Source organism: Gallaecimonas mangrovi (assembly GCF_003367375.1).
Classification (GTDB): Bacteria; Pseudomonadota; Gammaproteobacteria; order Enterobacterales; family Gallaecimonadaceae; genus Gallaecimonas; species Gallaecimonas mangrovi.
On record NZ_CP031416.1, the window covers coordinates 192,596 to 208,680 of the forward strand.

Here is a 16,085-nt window from a genome sequence, read left to right on the forward strand (position 1 = left end):
ATAAATGGAATCAGGTGGTTAATGCGAGGTTAACTATTTTACGCACGTGCCAGGCACCATATCTGCACTCTGTGACAACCAGACTGTTTCAAGAGCTTGGCCAATACCGAAACAGTGGCGCCAGTGGTCATCACGTCATCAACAATCGCCACGTGTGAAGGTGGCGTTGCGGTCAATCTGTAGGCGTGGTTGAGGTTACGCTGGCGGGCGCTTTTGGTTAGCCCTTGCTGATGGCGGTGAGCGCGAGTGCAGCGCAGCAGATCTGGCGCGGTGTTGATGGCCATGGCCTTTCCCAAATATCGCGCCAGTAACTCCGCTTGGTTAAAGCCCCGCCATAACCGCCGTGACCAATGCATGGGCACCGGTAATAAACACTCTGGCCTATCAACCTGTTGCAGTTTTGCCAGCAGCGGCTGGCAAAGCGCGCTATCAAGCCACCATTGCCGCTGGTACTTAAAGCGATGAATGAAATGGCTAAAGGGCGGTTCATAGGCGAAACCGGCTACTACCTCATCAAAGGGCGGTGGCCGCTGCCGACAGTGTGAGCAAAGCGCAGGCCCAGGTTCGCCACATTGCTTGCAGCGACCAATGGGCCTGACTAAATCCTCGATACAATGGTGGCAAAGCGGTGTGTGACTGGCTTCAAGACAAAGCCAGCAATGCTGTTGAGGCTTGGCCTTCTTGGCGGCGCGCGCTAGGATCTGCGCTAAATCGGAGGTCATGATGTCTACACCTTCCTTGGTGATGTTGCACGGTTGGGGTGTCAACGGTGCGGTTTTTTCTTCCCTGACGCCGTTTCTTGACGGCATAGCGTTAAGCGTGGTCGATTTACCCGGATTTGGCGATGCCGCCGCTGAACCTGGCCATGACCATATCGACAGTCTGGCCCAGGCTGTTGCTGAACGGGTGCCGGAAGATGCCATTTGGCTGGGGTGGTCGTTGGGCGGTTTGGTCGCGACCCAAGCGGCGCTAAAAGGCTATGGCCGCCCCCGTGGTTTGGTCACCGTTGCTTCTAGCCCGGCCTTTGTGGCCGACGCTAACTGGCCTGGTATTAAGCCGATGGTGCTTAAGCAGTTTGCCGGTGCCTTGCAGGGCGACATTCAGCAGGTGATAGACCGCTTTTTGGCTATCCAAGCCATGGGCGCACCCAGCGCCAAAGCCGATATCAAACTGTTGCGCGAACAGGTAGCCGAGCGGCCATTACCTAACATTGATGCGCTGGCGGGCGGCTTACAGATCCTGGCGGATACCGACCTGCGCGGCGAGCTGGCCAATATTACGCTGCCCTTTTTACGCCTTTATGGCCGTCTTGATGCCTTGGTGCCCGCCAAACAAGTGCCCTTGGTGGATAAGCTGGCGCCACAGAGCCAGAGCTTGGTGGTTGACCATAGCTCTCATGCGCCTTTTATTTCCCACCCGCAGCAAACGGCGGCCAGCATTCGCCATTTCATCGAGGGCCTTGAAAAGGCTTAACGTCAGTTGCTGAATATTTGGCCATTTGTGGGCAAATAGCGTACACTGCGTGGACCTACTTGGGGAGTTGAAGCTATGAACTCAGTGATGAACAGCGGTATGAACCTGCAATATACCGCCCAGAACCGCGCCAATGACGCTGCCCAGCGCATCGCTAACGGTGATGTCAACGCCGAGCCTCTGGTACAGCTGCAAGTCGCCAAGAATGAGTCCGGCGCTGCCGCCAAGGTCATCAAAACCGCCGATGAAATGCTCGGCACCGTGATTGATACCACTGCGTAAAGCAGGCAGTGTCAGAAAAGCCGCCACCCAGGCGGCTTTTTTATTGCCCGGGTTTGACGGTTTTGTTTGTTTGGCTTTTGGCCGTGCTAAAAAAGCCGCTCGGGTGAGCGGCTTTGCTGGTTAGCGTTTCAGGGCCGCTTTTAGCGCATCGGCCATGGCCGAATTACCGCTGCTGGCACCTGCACTTTGTGCCTGCGCTCTGCCCGCGCTGCGGTTATTGCTGCTGCGCTCAGGGCGGCTGCCGCTCGCTCGCGTATTGCCAGCTTGTTGGCCGGGCTCGTCGCTTAGGCGCATGGAAAGGGCTATGCGCTTTCTGGGCACATCAACGTCCATGACCTTCACTTTTACCACCAGTCCGGCTTTGACCACTTCACGCGGATCGTTAATGCGGCGCTCGCTCATGGCGCTAATGTGCACCAGGCCGTCCTGGTGCACACCAATATCCACAAAGGCACCGAAGTTGGTGACGTTGGTCACCACGCCTTCTAGCACCATACCGGGGCGAAGGTCGTTTAGGGTTTCAACGCCGTCGGCAAAGCTGGCGGTTTTAAACTCGGGGCGCGGGTCGCGGCCGGGTTTGTCCAACTCTTTTAAGATGTCGGTGACGGTTGGCAGGCCAAACTGTTCGTCGACAAAGTCGCCGGGCTTGAGCTTTCTAAGCACATCCGAATTACCAATCAGTGCCGCTTCCACCTTGCCGGTATTGGCTTTGATTTTTTCCACCACCGGATAAGCTTCGGGGTGCACACCGGAGGCATCCAGCGGGTTATCGCCGTTCATGATGCGCAAAAAACCGGCGCATTGCTCAAAGGCTTTTGGCCCCAAACGCGGTACTTTTAATAGCTGTTTGCGGCTTTTAAATGCACCGTTTTCATTACGCCAGCCCACGACATTACTTGCCAAGGTGCTGTTTAAGCCGGACACCCGCGCTAACAGCGGCGCCGAGGCGGTATTCAAATCCACCCCCACACCGTTTACGCAGTCTTCCACCACCGCATCCAGGGCTTTAGCCAGCTGGTTTTGGTTTACATCGTGCTGGTACTGGCCCACACCAATGGATTTGGGGTCAATTTTCACCAGCTCTGCCAGCGGGTCTTGCAGGCGGCGGGCGATACTGACAGCGCCGCGCAAGGACACGTCCATATCCGGGAATTCGTTGGCGGCCAGCTCCGAGGCGGAATACACCGAAGCACCTGCTTCGCTGACCACCACTTTGGTAACTTTCAGATCCGGAGCCTTTTTAAACATCTCGGCCACCATGCGGTCGGTCTCGCGGCTGGCGGTGCCGTTACCGATGGCAATTAAGTCCACCTTGAACTTGCGGCAAAGCTGCTCCAGCGCATCGATAGACTGCGCATACTGGCGCTTGGGCTCGAAAGGATAAATGGTGGCTGTGCCCAACACCTTGCCGGTGTCGTCCACCAGCGCCACTTTACAGCCGGTGCGAATGCCAGGGTCAAGACCCATCACCACTTTCGGGCCGGCAGGAGCGGCCATCAAGAGATCTTTGAGGTTGTCGCCGAAGACCTTAATGGCTTCACCTTCGGCGGCTTCGCGCACCCGGCCCATCAGTTCGGTTTCCATGTACATCAAAATCTTAATGCGCCAGGTCCAGCTAACCACTTGTTTAAGCCAGCTATCACGGGGGCTGTCACCCAAGTTAAGCCCTAAGTGCTTGGCAATAATCAGCTCGCAATAAGAGGTTTTAACGCTCTCTTCCTGGCCGGGGTCGGCATTAATGGCCAGCGCCAAAATGCCTTCGTTGCGGCCACGCAGCATGGCCAGCGCCCTGTGCGAGGGCACCTTGGCCAGCGGTTCTGAGTGGCTGAAATAATCGCTGAATTTGGCGCCCTCAAGCTCTTTGCCGTCCATCACCTTGGCGGTGAGCTGGGCGTTGCTCCAAAGATAGTGGCGGATTTTTTCCAACAGCGCGGCGTCTTCGGCAAAGCGCTCCATCAAAATGTAACGGGCGCCTTCAAGGGCGGCTTTAACGTCGGCCACATCACCACCGACATAGCCCTCGGCCAACAGTTGCGGGTCGGCGCTGGCGTTAGCCAGCAGTTCGTCGGCCAGCGGCTCCAGGCCTTGCTCGATGGCAATTTGCCCCTTGGTGCGGCGCTTGGGCTTGTAGGGCAGGTAGAGCTCTTCAAGTACCGTTTTGGTGTCGGCGCCAAGCAGCTCAGCCTTAAGGCTAGCGCTGAGCTTACCTTGCTCATCAATGCTTTTGATAATGGCCTGGCGGCGCTCTTCCAACTCGCGCAGGTAACCTAAGCGGGATTCGAGGTTACGCAGTTGGGTGTCGTCCAGGCCGCCGGTTACTTCTTTGCGGTAACGGGCAATAAAGGGAACGGTGGAACCTTCGTCCAGCAGCGCAACGGCGGCGCTGACTTGGGCTTCACGAACGCCGAGTTCTTCGGCAATTTTGTTGTTGATCATCCTTACCACTTATTTCTTTCGTGCGCGCACGTGTGAGGGGCATTGTGCCATGCTGGCCGGTAATGGGAATGGCCTTTTTATCAAGACTGGCGGCCCATTCAGAAAATGCCTGAAGTCGGCCTTGCTAAGCTGCCGCCAAGGCGATAAAACTCGACTGTTGTTAACAGAATGATTGACCGATGCGAACTGACCTTATTACCCGCGAGGGTTATAACGCCCTGAAACAAGAGCTGGATTATTTATGGCGCACTGAGCGCCCGGACGTGACAAAAAAAGTGGCTTGGGCGGCCAGTCTTGGTGACCGCAGTGAAAATGCGGATTACCAATACAACAAAAAGCGGCTGCGAGAAATTGACCGGCGGGTACGCTTTTTGCGAAAGCGCTTGGAAATTCTCAAAGTGGTGGATTATTCCCCCCAGCAAGACGGTAAGGTGTTCTTTGGTGCCTGGGTAGAAGTTGAAAACGAAGCCGGTGATACCCGGCGTTTTCGTATTGTTGGCCCCGACGAGATTTATGGCCGCAAAGATTACATTTCCATTGATGCACCCATGGCCCGCGCCTTGTTAAAAAAAGAAGTAGACGACGAAGTGGTGGTTGCCACACCAGAGGGCCGCAAGATTTGGTTTGTAACAACCATTGATTACAACGCGGGAAATGAATTGTAACAAAGGCAATGAGGCTTCTGAGCCGGCAACTTTTTATAGTAAAAGCCGATGGTTACCTTGGGTGGATAAAATAATGACGCAGGAAAGCACCAAGATCCTGGTAGTGGACGATGACATGCGCTTACGGGCGCTGTTGGAGCGCTACCTGATGGAACAGGAATTCCAGGTTCGCGCGGTAGCCAATGCCGAGCAAATGGACCGTTTGCTGGAGCGGGAAAACTTCCACCTGATGGTGCTTGATTTAATGCTGCCCGGTGAAGATGGCCTGGCCATTTGTAAACGGCTGCGTTCAAGGGATATGAATATCCCCATCATCATGCTCACCGCCAAGGGCGACGAGGTCGACCGCATCGTTGGCCTGGAGCTGGGCGCCGACGACTACCTGGCCAAACCCTTTAACCCCCGGGAACTACTGGCCCGTATTCGGGCGGTGCTGCGCCGCCGCACCTTAGAGGCGCCAGGAGCACCGGCCAACGAAGAGCAGGAAGTGAGCTTTGGTGACTTTCGCCTCAACCTCGGTACCCGTGAAATGTTCCGTGGTGACCAGCATATGCCGCTGACCTCGGGTGAGTTTGCCGTGCTCAAGGCCTTGGTTAACCACCCGCGCGAGCCGTTATCCCGCGACAAATTGATGAACTTGGCCCGTGGCCGCGATTATTCGGCGCTGGAGCGCAGCATTGATGTGCAGGTATCCAGGCTGCGCCGCATGATAGAGCAAGACCCGGCTCACCCCCGTTACATTCAAACCGTGTGGGGCCTGGGTTATGTCTTTGTACCCGATGGTCGCCCACGGCAATGAGGCTATTGCCCAAATCGGCCTTTGGCCAAACCGTGATGCTGCTGGCCGGGTTATTGCTGATTAACCAATTGGTTAGCTACACCATCGTGGTGATGTACGTCATCAAACCCAGCTACGACCAAATCAACGACCTGCTGGCCAAGCAGGTCAAAACAGTGTTCCTGGATGAACCCCTTCACGGTCGCAAACGCATTGAAGTGCCCGACGAGCTGCGGGAGCGCTTTTTCAAAGCCACCGGCATTGAAATGTATAGCCAGCAAGCGGCGGCGGCGGCAGGTGTTAATCAGGCGACCTATTACAGCTACTTGTCGAACGAGCTCGGTGAAGAACTGGGTGGCACCACCGAGGTGCGCATCAGCGAAGGCGCCAGTTTTGATATTTGGGTACGCCCGCCAATGGCGCCGCACTATTGGCTCAAAGTCCCGCTTACCGGTTTTCAAGGCTTTCAGTTCTCGCCGCTGCCGCTGTATTTGGCGCTTATCGGCGTGCTGTCGGTGCTGGGAGGCTGGCTGTTTGCGCGGCGTTTGAACCGGCCGCTGAAAAAATTGGAAGTAGCGGCGCACCGGGTTGGCCGCGGGGAACGCCCCGACCGTTTGCCAGAAGATGTCGGTTCAACCGAGGTAGAAGCGGTGACCCGCGCCTTTAACCAAATGGCCAAAGGGGTAGCGCAGCTGGAGGACGACAGGGCGCTATTGATGGCCGGTATTTCCCACGATTTACGCACACCGCTGACGCGCATTCGCCTGGCCACCGAAATGATGGAAAGCTCTGAAAACTACCTAAAAGACGGTATTAACGACGACATTGAAGACATGAACGCCATTATCGACCAGTTCATTGCTTATGTGCGCCAAGACCGTGAAGACAGCCCCGAGCCGTGCGACGTGGCGACCTTGATTGAAGATGCGGTTAGCGCCTTTGCCGACCGGCCCTTAGAAGCTAGCCTGCAATTGGCCAAATTACCCGAACTTTGGGTCAGGCCGCTGTCGATAAAACGGCTTATTTATAACCTTTTGGAAAATGCCGAACGCTACGGCCGCGGCCAGGCGCAGGTGGAAGCGCGCCTGTCGGTTGACCGCCATTGGCTGGTGCTGAAAGTCGGCGATAACGGCCCCGGTATTCCCGAAAACGAGCGTGAGCGTTTGTTCTTGCCGTTTGAACGGGGCGACAAGGCCCGCAGCACCCACGGCTCTGGTCTTGGCCTTGCCATCATCAAAAAAATTGTCGACTCCTATCACGGCAAAATCACCTTAGGCCAGGCGGCGACTCTTGGGGGCTTGTCGGTAGAAATTCGCCTGCCACTCACCTCTCTTAGCCCGGTTGACGAAGCCTAAGCGCCCTTCATTAGCGAAAAGTCGTATTGCCCTTGGTGGGTTTTGCCGCAATGGTTGCTACAACTAGATAACGATTATTTAAAAAGCAGCAAACCAAAAATAAGGGCCGCATATGAGTGCTATCGTATTGCTGGTATTGGGGTTAGGGGGAATGGCCCTCGGCTATTTCTTTTATTCTCGTTTCATTGCCAACCACATCTACAAACTCGACGAGAACTTCAAAACACCCGCCCATGAAATGGAAGACGGTGTTGATTTTGTTCCCACCAATAAATTTGTGCTCTGGGGCCACCACTTTACCTCGGTGGCGGGGGCCGCGCCTATTGTTGGCCCGGCCATCGCTGTTATTTGGGGCTGGTTGCCCGCGTTTTTGTGGGTCACGGTTGGCACCATCTTCTTTGCCGGGGTTCATGACTTTGGCGCCATCTGGGCCAGTATTCGTAACCGTGCGAAATCGGTCGGGGCACTGACCGGGGAAGTGGTGGGTAAACGGGCCCGCGCGGTATTTATGATTGTCATCTTCCTGGTGCTGTTGATGGTCAACGCCGTGTTTGGGGTGGTGATAGCCAAGCTGCTTATCAATAACCCCGGCGCCGTGGTGCCGGTGTGGGGCGCGGTGGCGGTGGCGCTGGTGATTGGCCAGCTGATTTACCGCTTTAAATTCAGCCTTGGCTGGGTATCGCTGATTGGCATTATCGTACTTTATGCGCTGATTTACGTTGGCCCCTCAATGCCCATTACCTTGCCTGCAAGCACCTTGGGGTTGTCGGCCTCGGCCAGCTGGATCTTACTGCTGTTCCTTTATGCCGCTATTGCTTCCCTGCTGCCGGTGTGGATGTTGCTGCAACCTCGCGACTACATCAACGGCCTACAGCTTTTTGTGGGGCTGATTTTGCTCTACGCCGCGGTGCTGATTGCCAACCCCAGTGTGGTGGCACCGATGATCAACATGAACGTGCCAGCTAACACACCGTCGATGGTGCCGCTGCTGTTTGTCACCATTGCCTGTGGCGCCATCTCGGGCTTCCATGGCTTGGTGGCCTCGGGCACAACCTCCAAGCAGCTCAACAAAGAAACCGATGCGCGTTTTGTGGGTTACTTTGGCGCTGTGGGTGAAGGGGCCTTGGCCCTGGCAGCCATTATTGCGGCCACCGCCGGTTTTGCCTCACTTGCCGACTGGCAGGCCGTTTACAGCGCCTTTGGTAAAGGTGGCGTCTTGGCCTTTGTTGACGGTGGCGCGGCAATTTTACATGCCGGTACCGGTATTGATGCGGCCGTAGCCTCGACCATGCTAACGGTGATGGCAGCGCTTTTTGCTGGCACCACCATGGACACCGGCCTGCGCCTGCAACGTTACATTTTCCAAGAATGGGGTGAGATTTATAACATCAAGTGGATGGGTAAAGCCTTGCCTGCCACCTTGTTGGCGGTTGGCAGTTGCTTGGTGTTGGCCTTTGGGGCCGGCGGCGCCGACGGTTCCGGTGGCCTGCTGATTTGGCCGCTATTTGGCACCACCAACCAGCTGCTGGCGGGCCTGACCTTGCTGGTTATCACCGTGATGCTGGTGCGCCGTAAGTCGCCCACCATTTACACCCTGGCACCTTTGGTGTTCCTGTTGGTGATGACCCTGGCGGCCTTGTTGTTGCAACTAAAAGGCTTCTACGACCAGCAAAAATGGTTCTTGCTGGGCCTCGATGTTGTGGTGCTGGTGGCCGCCATTTTGGTGACCTTGGAATGCGCCGCTGCCCTTAAAGCGGAAAAACGCAAAGCGGCAGAGGCCGAATAACCCACTGCCAAGGGGCTAGCCTGCAATCGGCTGGCCCCTGTTGGCGGCTGTGACATGTTGCACCTAAAGGAGCACAGCCTTCATGAAAGAAACCCTGTCAAAATTCAAATTCTGGTACCAAAAGGCCGGTGAGCTGGGTGCCCAGTATTACAACGCCCCTTACCGGGCCGCCATTGCCCGCGCCAAACGGGAAGAAGATGACATGTTCATGCTGTTGGTGTTCTCCGAAATGATGGGCGTGCCCAATCCGGCTTCCTGGTATTGCCTGGAATTACAGCCACTGTTGTTAGACCGCTTCCATCAATGGCACCAGCGCATGGGCATGGAACACTCGCCTTTAGATAACTTCCGGTGCTGCTAATGGCGCTGAGTCTTGAACAACTCATTTGTGAAAAGCGGCTGTTGCTGGTGGGCGGCAAGGGCGGTGTGGGCAAAACCACGGTGTCGGCTGCGCTGGCGGTGGCCGCTGCCAATGCTGGCCGCAAGGTGTTGCTGGTGTCTACCGATCCGGCCCACAGCTTGTCTGATGCTTTTGATACGGCCATAGGCGGTAAAGAAAAGATGCTGGCCGCTAACTTAACGGTGCTAGAGCTGGACCCAGACGCGGAAGTGGATGCCTATCTCGAGCGGGTATTAGGGCAGATGCGCCGTTATGTGGGGCCAGATCAGGTAAGCGAGCTAACCCGCCAGTTACGGCTTTCCAGCCAATCCCCCGGCGCCCAGGAAGCGGCGCTTTTGGAACGGATGGCAAGGCTGATGGAAGAGGGCCTTGAGCAATACGACTTGCTGGTTTTCGATACCGCGCCAACCGGCCACACCCTAAGGCTGTTAAGTTTGCCTGAGGTGATGGCGGCTTGGACCGATGGCCTTTTAAAGCACAACAAGCGTTCGGAAAAACTGGGGGAGGTTTTGGCGCACCTAACGCCGGGGCGTAGCGTGAATAATCCCATGGGCGACCCCAGTCAGAACGCGTTGGAAGGCCTGGACGACAAAGGTAAGCAGCTGGCCGAGACCCTACTTAAACGCCAGCGGTTGTTTCACCGTACCCGCCATTTGTTAGCTGACGCGGCTAAAACCGCCTTTCTGTTTGTTCTCACGCCGGAAAAGCTACCGATACTGGAAACTGAACGTGCCGTTGCCGCCTTGCTAGCGTCGAAAATTCCGGTGGCAGGGGCGGTGGTGAACCGGGTATTACCGGCTGCCACCGGTAATAGCTTTTGGGCGGCGCGCTTTGAACGTCAGCAGCGGCACCTGGCCGATATCGACAGCAGGCTCAGGCAAGTACCAAGGGTAGCGGTACCGCTATATGAAGATGACATTCAAGGGCTAGATAAGCTCGCAGTTTTTGCCCGCACCTTATTGCATGCTCGCTAAAGCCGCCATCAAGGCGGCTTTTCATTACTGTGGGCCTGGCATTGGGTAGGTTTAATAGGAAAAACCTATAGTGTTCATAGCCAATCATCGTTTTAGTAATTGATTCCGGGCTGCTATTTTTTAACTAAGTTTAACGAAGGTAAGGGTGTTTACCTGCCTTCAGGTGTGGCTAACTACTAGACACAAAAGACATTGCTAGAAGGAAAAAACGATGAGCCAGAGCAGCAAAGGTAAGTGCCCGGTTATGCACGGCGGCAGCACCGTCACCGGCACCAGTGTGATGAGTTGGTGGCCAAACGCCCTTAACCTGGACATCCTTCATCAGCACGACACCAAGACCAATCCTCTCGGTCAAGATTTCAACTATCGCGAACAACTCAAGAAACTCGATGTGGCGGCACTTAAGGCCGACTTACGAACCCTCATGACCGACAGCCAGGCCTGGTGGCCGGCTGACTGGGGCAGTTATGTGGGCATGATGGCGCGGGTGACCTGGCATGCCGCCGGTTCTTACCGTTCAAGCGATGGCCGGGGCGGCAATAACACCGGTAACCAGCGTTTTGCGCCCCTTAATAGCTGGCCGGATAACGTTAACACTGACAAGGGCCGCCGCTTGCTGTGGCCCATTAAAAAGAAATACGGCAACAAAATCTCTTGGGCCGACCTTATCGCCCTGGCCGGCACTATGGCCTATGAAGTCGCCGGTTTAAAAACCTACGGCTTCGCCTTTGGCCGCGAAGACATTTGGCATCCGGAAAAAGACACCTACTGGGGGGACGAAAAAGAGTGGTTAGCACCGTCCGATGGCCGTTATGGCGACGTTGCCAAACCCGATACCCTGGAAAATCCGCTGGCAGCGGTGCAAATGGGGCTTATTTACGTCAACCCGGAAGGAGTTAACGGCAAACCCGACCCGCCGCTACCGGCGAGCAAATTCGTGAAACCTTTGCCCGTATGGGCATGGACGACGAAGAAACCGCAGCGCTGGCGGCGGGCGGCCACACCATTGGTAAATGCCATGGTAATGGCGATGCGGCCAACCTAAGCCCCGAGCCGGAAGCGGCAGACCCTGAATATCAGGGCCTGGGCTGGTTTAACACCAAAGGGCGCAGCATTGGCCGCGACACCGTGGTGTCGGGCATTGAAGGTGCCTGGACCACCCACCCAACCCAGTGGGACATGGGCTATTTTGAGCTGCTGTTCGGTTACGACTGGCAACTGCACAAATCCCCTGCCGGTGCCTGGCAGTACCAGCCGGTTGATATCAAACCCGAGCACATGCCTGCCGATGTGGAAGACCCCGCCATCAAGTGCATGCCAATCATGACCGATGCCGATATGGCGATGAAGGTGGACCCAACCTACAACGCCATCTGCAAAAAGTTTATGGCCGACCCTGACTATTTCGCCGATACCTTTGCGCGGGCCTGGTTCAAACTGACCCACCGCGATATGGGGCCAAAATCCCGTTGGTTTGGGCCTGATGTGCCCAGTGAAGACTTGCTCTGGCAAGACCCCATTCCTGCCGGTAACAGCCATTACGACGTTGCGGCGGTTAAAGCCAAAATTGCCGCGACTAAGCTCAGTGTGGCCGAACTGGTTAGTACCGGTTGGGACAGCGCCCGGACCTTCCGTCAGTCCGACATGCGCGGTGGTGCCAATGGTGCACGTATTCGCCTGGCACCGCAAAAAGACTGGGCGGGCAACGAGCCGGATCGCCTGCAAAAAGTCTTGGCAGCACTGGCTCCCATTGCCGCTGAAACCGGCGCCAGCCTGGCCGACGTTATAGTGCTGGCCGGTAATCTAGGGGTAGAAAAGGCCGCCAAAGCAGCGGGCGTTGATATTACGGTGCCCTTTGCCCCTGGCCGTGGCGATGCCAGCCAGGCGCAAACTGACGTAGACGGCTTTGAGGTTCTTGAGCCGGTGCATGACGGCTTTCGTAACTGGGTTAAGTCTGACTACGCGGTCAGCCCGGAAGAAATGCTGTTAGACCGTGCCCAGCTAATGGGGCTAAGTGCGCCGCAAATGACCGTACTTCTAGGCGGTATGCGGGTGCTGGGCACCAACCATGGTGGCAGTGCGCTGGGTGTCTTTACCGACCGCCCCGGAGTATTGAGTAACGACTTCTTCGTTACCCTGACCGACATGAACTACAAGTGGGAGCCGAAAGGTAAAAACCTGTACCACATTGTCGATCGCGCCAGCGGTGCAACCAAATACAGTGCCAGCCGCGTTGACTTGGTGTTTGGGTCTAACTCGATACTGCGCGCCTATGCCGAGGTATACGCCCAGGACGACAACCAAGAGAAGTTCGTCAAAGACTTCGTCGCCGCGTGGGCCAAGGTGATGAACGCCGACCGTTTTGACCTGCTTTAATAGACCTGCAACAAAAAGCCGCCGCCTTTGCGGCGGCTTTTCTTTAATAGGCCAAGGTAAAGCGGCGATTGAGATGGGCTGGGCTTTCCAGCTCGTCAATCATTGCCTTGGCAAAATCTTGCACCGAGATTTGGCTGTTACCCTCGGCGTCCAGTAGCAACTGGTCACTGCCCAGGCGATATTGGCCGCTGCGCTCACCGGGGGCTATTATCGCGGCGGGTGACAGCATGGTCCAGGTTACCGCTGACTGGGCACGAAGTTGGTTAAGAGCGTAGCGAGCACCTTCGGCGGTGGCTTTGTATTCAGCCGGGAAGCTGGGTGTGTCAATCAGCAACTGACCCGGTGCCACTTCCAAAGAACCCGCACCTCCCACCACCAATAGGCGTTTGGCTGCGGCGTCTTTGGCGGCGGTGAGTATGCTGTCAAAACCTTTGGCAAAGTAGCCCTGTACGTCTTGCTGGGCATGGCCGGAAAAGGCGCTCAAGACCGCATCAAAATCCCGTAGCTGTTCGGTCAGGGCCTTGGTGTCTTGCACATCAACTTTGACGATATAAAGACCCGGCTCTGTGTCCAGGCGTTCTGGGCGACTGACCAGGGCTGTAACACTGTGGCCTCGGCTTAAGGCTTCTGCACGTAAGGCCGAACCAATAAAGCCGCTGGCACCGATAAGGGCAATTTTCATGGGGTTTTCCTCGTTTCCTGTAGCAGATGCCGGGGATTTTGCGCTCAGTTATTGATTTGAAAAACGCCGTAATTAATAATTCATTGTTATCAAAATAATAACGGTGAGGCTGTGGCCAGCGAACTCGATCTCAACCATTTGCCGCTCTTTATTGCCGTGGTAGAAGCCGGATCTTTTACCGCGGCTGCCGAGCGGTTGGGTTGTACCAAAACCAAAATAAGCTTGAGCATTCGTGCGCTAGAGCAGCGGCTGGGCGCCGCTCTTTTTACCCGAACCACCCGCCAAATCACCCTGACCGATGCCGGCCAACAACTGTATCTCGACAGTAAGCCATTATTGGCAACATTAGGGGAAAGGCTGCAGGACGTGGGCAGTAGCGCCAGGACACTCAGCGGCACCTTAAGGATCACCGCGCCGGTTGATCACATGAGTCTTCATTTGGCCAAGGCCGCGGCGGCCTTTGGTGAACGCCATCCCAAGCTCAGCATTGAGCTTCGCAGTGGTGATAAAACGGCGGATCTGGTGCGCGAAGGCATCGATGTGGCTATTCGTATGGGCTGGCTGAAGGACTCTAGCCTTCGCGCCCAAAAACTGGGTAGTTTCGAGCAGTTATTAGTGGCGTCCCAAAGCTACCTAGATAGCTATGGTGCCCCATCACACCCAAGAGAGCTTGCCCAGCACCGCTGGCTTGAGTTTACGCCGCTGCCCAGCGCGTTAACCTGGACCTTCAGCCGCCAGGGCGAGACCCAGCAAGTGCAACTGCACAGCCGCCTCAAGGTCGACAACACCTCGGCGCTAACCAGCCTGATTAAGGCCGGTGCCGGTATCTCGGTGATTGGCCACTTTGGTCAGCCACTGGACGCACAACTCATTCCCTTATTGTCGCAATGGACGCTACCGAAAGGCGGTATCTATGCTGTCTTTCCGCCCGGTAACTTTATTCCCGCCCGGGTTCGCGCCTTTGTGGATTTCTACCGGGACTGGCTTGCCCTCTAGCTGGGCTCGCCAGTTATCTAAAAGCCGCTGTTTATCCTTGGTGGCAACAAAGACATGGCCTTGTCTTGATGCCTACGCCACCAATAAAAAAGGCAGGCCAAAGGCCTGCCCAAGGGGTAAGAAAATAACGCTTATTGTTTTAATAGCTTCAGCACCTCTGCAAAGGAGACGAGCTTGAAGTTTTGGCCTTGTTCTGGAAGTCGTTTGCGGCCGTCCTGTATTGCCAGTAGGCCTTGGGGGTAATCGGCGCTCAGGGCCATGGCCGTGACATCAATGCCGTCGGTTTCGCTGGTGCCATCAATGCCAGCCTGGCTATTAAGGCCAACCCGAAACCGCCCCTGGTAGGCGTAAGGTGGCAGGGCGCTGTAAACAACGTAGCTGTCGTTGCCCTGGCTGGAGGCAATCAGCAGCGGCTTTTTACCTTGCCACAAGCCTAAGCCTTCCACATCGGCGTGCAGTTTATCACCGACATGGGCGATCAGTCTGCCCTTGGCGGCCTTAGCGGGGTTGGCATCGAACGCCCAAATGCCAACATCTTCTTCACCCAGGAAAAAGGTGCCGCGCTGGTCATCGGCAACGCAGCCCTCTGGCTGGGTGGGCACGCTAAAGTCGCGCAGCAATTGGCCACTGATTTTGCCGTGGCGTTCAGCCAAACGGTACTGCAGCACCCGGCCGGCTTTGTTGTTCACAAAAACCTGCATCTGCCCCTTGGGCTGATACATACAAAGGCCATAAATGTCTTTGATAGGGGTGGGAATTTCCCCCAGCACCGAGGTGTGGCCCGTTGTAGGGTTAATGGCAAACACCAGGATGCTGTTGCGGTCGCGCTGGCTGGCGGTGGCAATGTCGACGGTGTTGCCGTTAACCACAAAACCTTTGCGTACATCGACGTTATTCACCCGGCCAACCGCGAGGCGCTGCAGGCGTTTGCCTTGCAGGTCATACACCTCCAGAGCCCCTCTTTTGTCGGTACCCAGCACCCGGCTTTGTGCCTTATTGTGGCTGTTAACCCAAATGGCTGGGTCGTCCATCGCATCGCCCACCCGGTTGGCCGGCGCGGTTTGGGCAAGGGCTGTTACCTGCTTGACTATCGGGGCTTGATAGTGGTTTACGTTTAGTGCGGGGAGTGGCTGGTGGCTGCTATTGAAGTAAGCGCTATTGTTGCTTACGGCCAGGAGTTTACCGCTGTGAGCAATGAGCTTTTGGCGCTTAACGCCGCTTTGTGGGCGCTTTTGGCCGTCGCGTTAGGGTAAAGGTCAAGGCTTTGCTCGCCAAGGCGTACTAACAGCCCCTTGGGGGTTACTGCTAAGGCCTGGGTTTGCCCCACAAGTTTGCCAAAGGGGGCGGCAACGTCGATAAGCTCCCGTGTGGGTTCAGCCTCAAGTTCGGCGCTGTAGCGCCAAATGCCCTTGTCATTTTCGCTGATAAAAAGCTGGCCTGAGGCACTGTCGGTAGCGCAGGCGGTGCTTTTATAAGGAATGTTAAGCTCGCGCAATTTCAAGGGCTTTTTGAGCCAGTACTGGGTTTTTACCAACCACTCTTCACCGCTGCCGCGGTCATCAAGCACAAAGACGTAAAGGTTACCGTCTTGCACGCTTTGGTAGCTGCATAGCGCTTCGACGACGCGGTCTGTTACCGGCGCTGAAAACCGTTTGTTAGCGCCTTGCCAAATGCTGAGAGTCTCGTCGGCCTTACCTACCCGCAGCATCAGATTGCCGTCTTGGCTAAAGACCAGCCGCTCGGTGGCACCGCTTGCCAGGGTTTGCTTACCCAGGCTAACGGCGTGGTCAGACACGGTCAGGGTTTTACCGGCAAAGGGCAAGGTGGTGGCCAGCGCGCTTTGCGCCAGCAGGGTCAGAGTCAATAGTGCTTTCATGGTCTG

14 protein-coding genes and 1 pseudogene are annotated in these 16,085 nt (G+C 56.1%); 10 read left to right on the forward strand and 5 right to left on the reverse strand.

Annotated features, from left to right (window positions below; genetic code table 11):
* Nucleotides 1-38 precede the first annotated feature (38 nt).
* Entirely contained in the window at nt 39-722 is a 684-nt protein-coding gene (locus DW350_RS00915; RefSeq protein ID WP_115717060.1) for a ComF family protein, read from the reverse strand.
* Nucleotide 723: 1 nt separating this feature from the next.
* On the opposite strand from DW350_RS00915, the gene bioH reads away from it, so the two are divergent.
* A complete protein-coding gene (gene bioH, locus DW350_RS00920) occupies nt 724-1,473 on the forward strand; it encodes a pimeloyl-ACP methyl ester esterase BioH (RefSeq protein ID WP_115717061.1) in 750 nt (249 codons plus the stop codon).
* 75 nt (nt 1,474-1,548) lie between these two features.
* Nucleotides 1,549-1,755: a flagellar biosynthesis protein FlgE gene (locus DW350_RS00925; protein WP_115717062.1), complete on the forward strand. Its 207-nt coding sequence runs from the start codon at nt 1,549-1,551 to the stop codon at nt 1,753-1,755.
* A gap of 120 nt (nt 1,756-1,875) precedes the next feature.
* Here DW350_RS00925 and DW350_RS00930 read toward each other — a convergent pair whose 3' ends face one another.
* On the reverse strand, nt 1,876-4,191 hold the full coding sequence (locus DW350_RS00930; protein ID WP_192954767.1) for a Tex family protein: 2,316 nt from the start codon (nt 4,189-4,191) through the stop codon (nt 1,876-1,878).
* 179 nt (nt 4,192-4,370) lie between these two features.
* On the opposite strand from DW350_RS00930, the gene greB reads away from it, so the two are divergent.
* From greB to katG, 7 genes and pseudogenes are all read left to right on the forward strand, one after another.
* Nucleotides 4,371-4,856: a transcription elongation factor GreB gene (gene greB / locus DW350_RS00935; protein WP_115717064.1), complete on the forward strand. Its 486-nt coding sequence runs from the start codon at nt 4,371-4,373 to the stop codon at nt 4,854-4,856.
* A gap of 73 nt (nt 4,857-4,929) precedes the next feature.
* Nucleotides 4,930-5,655 (forward strand): osmolarity response regulator transcription factor OmpR, encoded by a 726-nt coding sequence (ompR, locus tag DW350_RS00940; RefSeq protein WP_115720525.1) that lies wholly within the window; start codon nt 4,930-4,932, stop codon nt 5,653-5,655.
* Nucleotides 5,652-6,989 carry a two-component system sensor histidine kinase EnvZ gene (envZ, locus tag DW350_RS00945; RefSeq protein ID WP_115717065.1) on the forward strand — a complete coding sequence of 446 codons (1,338 nt, stop codon included), beginning with the start codon at nt 5,652-5,654 and terminating at the stop codon, nt 6,987-6,989. The genes ompR and envZ overlap by 4 nt, the downstream gene beginning before the upstream one ends.
* A 112-nt stretch (nt 6,990-7,101) precedes the next feature.
* Nucleotides 7,102-8,775 carry a carbon starvation CstA family protein gene (locus DW350_RS00950; protein WP_115717066.1) on the forward strand — a complete coding sequence of 558 codons (1,674 nt, stop codon included), beginning with the start codon at nt 7,102-7,104 and terminating at the stop codon, nt 8,773-8,775.
* A gap of 82 nt (nt 8,776-8,857) precedes the next feature.
* Nucleotides 8,858-9,136, forward strand: coding sequence for a cory-CC-star protein (locus tag DW350_RS00955; protein WP_192954768.1), 279 nt, complete (start codon nt 8,858-8,860; stop codon nt 9,134-9,136).
* Nucleotides 9,136-10,149 (forward strand): ArsA family ATPase, encoded by a 1,014-nt coding sequence (locus DW350_RS00960; RefSeq protein ID WP_115717067.1) that lies wholly within the window; start codon nt 9,136-9,138, stop codon nt 10,147-10,149. The genes DW350_RS00955 and DW350_RS00960 overlap by 1 nt, the downstream gene beginning before the upstream one ends.
* Nucleotides 10,150-10,360: 211 nt before the next feature.
* Nucleotides 10,361-12,525 (forward strand): annotated as a pseudogene (gene katG / locus DW350_RS00965) (catalase/peroxidase HPI).
* A gap of 43 nt (nt 12,526-12,568) precedes the next feature.
* Here katG and DW350_RS00970 read toward each other — a convergent pair.
* Nucleotides 12,569-13,207 (reverse strand): NAD(P)-dependent oxidoreductase, encoded by a 639-nt coding sequence (locus tag DW350_RS00970; RefSeq protein WP_115717068.1) that lies wholly within the window; start codon nt 13,205-13,207, stop codon nt 12,569-12,571.
* A 111-nt stretch (nt 13,208-13,318) separates the two neighbouring features.
* On the opposite strand from DW350_RS00970, the gene DW350_RS00975 reads away from it, so the two are divergent.
* Nucleotides 13,319-14,203, forward strand: coding sequence for a LysR family transcriptional regulator (locus DW350_RS00975; protein WP_115717069.1), 885 nt, complete (start codon nt 13,319-13,321; stop codon nt 14,201-14,203).
* Nucleotides 14,204-14,334: 131 nt separating this feature from the next.
* On the opposite strand, the gene DW350_RS00980 is transcribed toward DW350_RS00975, so the two are convergent.
* Together DW350_RS00980 and DW350_RS00985 are read right to left on the reverse strand one after the other, a co-directional pair.
* Complete coding sequence (locus DW350_RS00980; RefSeq protein ID WP_264296830.1) at nt 14,335-15,234, reverse strand: phytase; 900 nt, start codon at nt 15,232-15,234, stop codon at nt 14,335-14,337.
* 134 nt (nt 15,235-15,368) lie between these two features.
* A complete protein-coding gene (locus tag DW350_RS00985; protein WP_115717071.1) occupies nt 15,369-16,079 on the reverse strand; it encodes a phytase in 711 nt (236 codons plus the stop codon).
* Between the last annotated feature and the right edge of the window lie 6 nt (nt 16,080-16,085).

What these genes read in the sequence shown, in the direction of transcription:
- greB (WP_115717064.1), top strand. Translation starts at nt 4,371, where the DNA reads ATGCGAACTGACCTTATTACCCGCGAGGGTTATAACGCCCTGAAACAA.
- DW350_RS00915 (WP_115717060.1), bottom strand. Translation starts at nt 722, where the DNA reads ATGACCTCCGATTTAGCGCAGATCCTAGCGCGCGCCGCCAAGAAGGCC.
- envZ (WP_115717065.1), top strand. Translation starts at nt 5,652, where the DNA reads ATGAGGCTATTGCCCAAATCGGCCTTTGGCCAAACCGTGATGCTGCTG.
- DW350_RS00985 (WP_115717071.1), bottom strand. Translation starts at nt 16,079, where the DNA reads ATGAAAGCACTATTGACTCTGACCCTGCTGGCGCAAAGCGCGCTGGCC.
- ompR (WP_115720525.1), top strand. Translation starts at nt 4,930, where the DNA reads ATGACGCAGGAAAGCACCAAGATCCTGGTAGTGGACGATGACATGCGC.
- DW350_RS00955 (WP_192954768.1), top strand. Translation starts at nt 8,858, where the DNA reads ATGAAAGAAACCCTGTCAAAATTCAAATTCTGGTACCAAAAGGCCGGT.
- DW350_RS00960 (WP_115717067.1), top strand. Translation starts at nt 9,136, where the DNA reads ATGGCGCTGAGTCTTGAACAACTCATTTGTGAAAAGCGGCTGTTGCTG.
- DW350_RS00930 (WP_192954767.1), bottom strand. Translation starts at nt 4,191, where the DNA reads ATGATCAACAACAAAATTGCCGAAGAACTCGGCGTTCGTGAAGCCCAA.
- DW350_RS00970 (WP_115717068.1), bottom strand. Translation starts at nt 13,207, where the DNA reads ATGAAAATTGCCCTTATCGGTGCCAGCGGCTTTATTGGTTCGGCCTTA.
- DW350_RS00980 (WP_264296830.1), bottom strand. Translation starts at nt 15,234, where the DNA reads ATGGACGACCCAGCCATTTGGGTTAACAGCCACAATAAGGCACAAAGC.
- DW350_RS00925 (WP_115717062.1), top strand. Translation starts at nt 1,549, where the DNA reads ATGAACTCAGTGATGAACAGCGGTATGAACCTGCAATATACCGCCCAG.
- DW350_RS00950 (WP_115717066.1), top strand. Translation starts at nt 7,102, where the DNA reads ATGAGTGCTATCGTATTGCTGGTATTGGGGTTAGGGGGAATGGCCCTC.
- bioH (WP_115717061.1), top strand. Translation starts at nt 724, where the DNA reads ATGTCTACACCTTCCTTGGTGATGTTGCACGGTTGGGGTGTCAACGGT.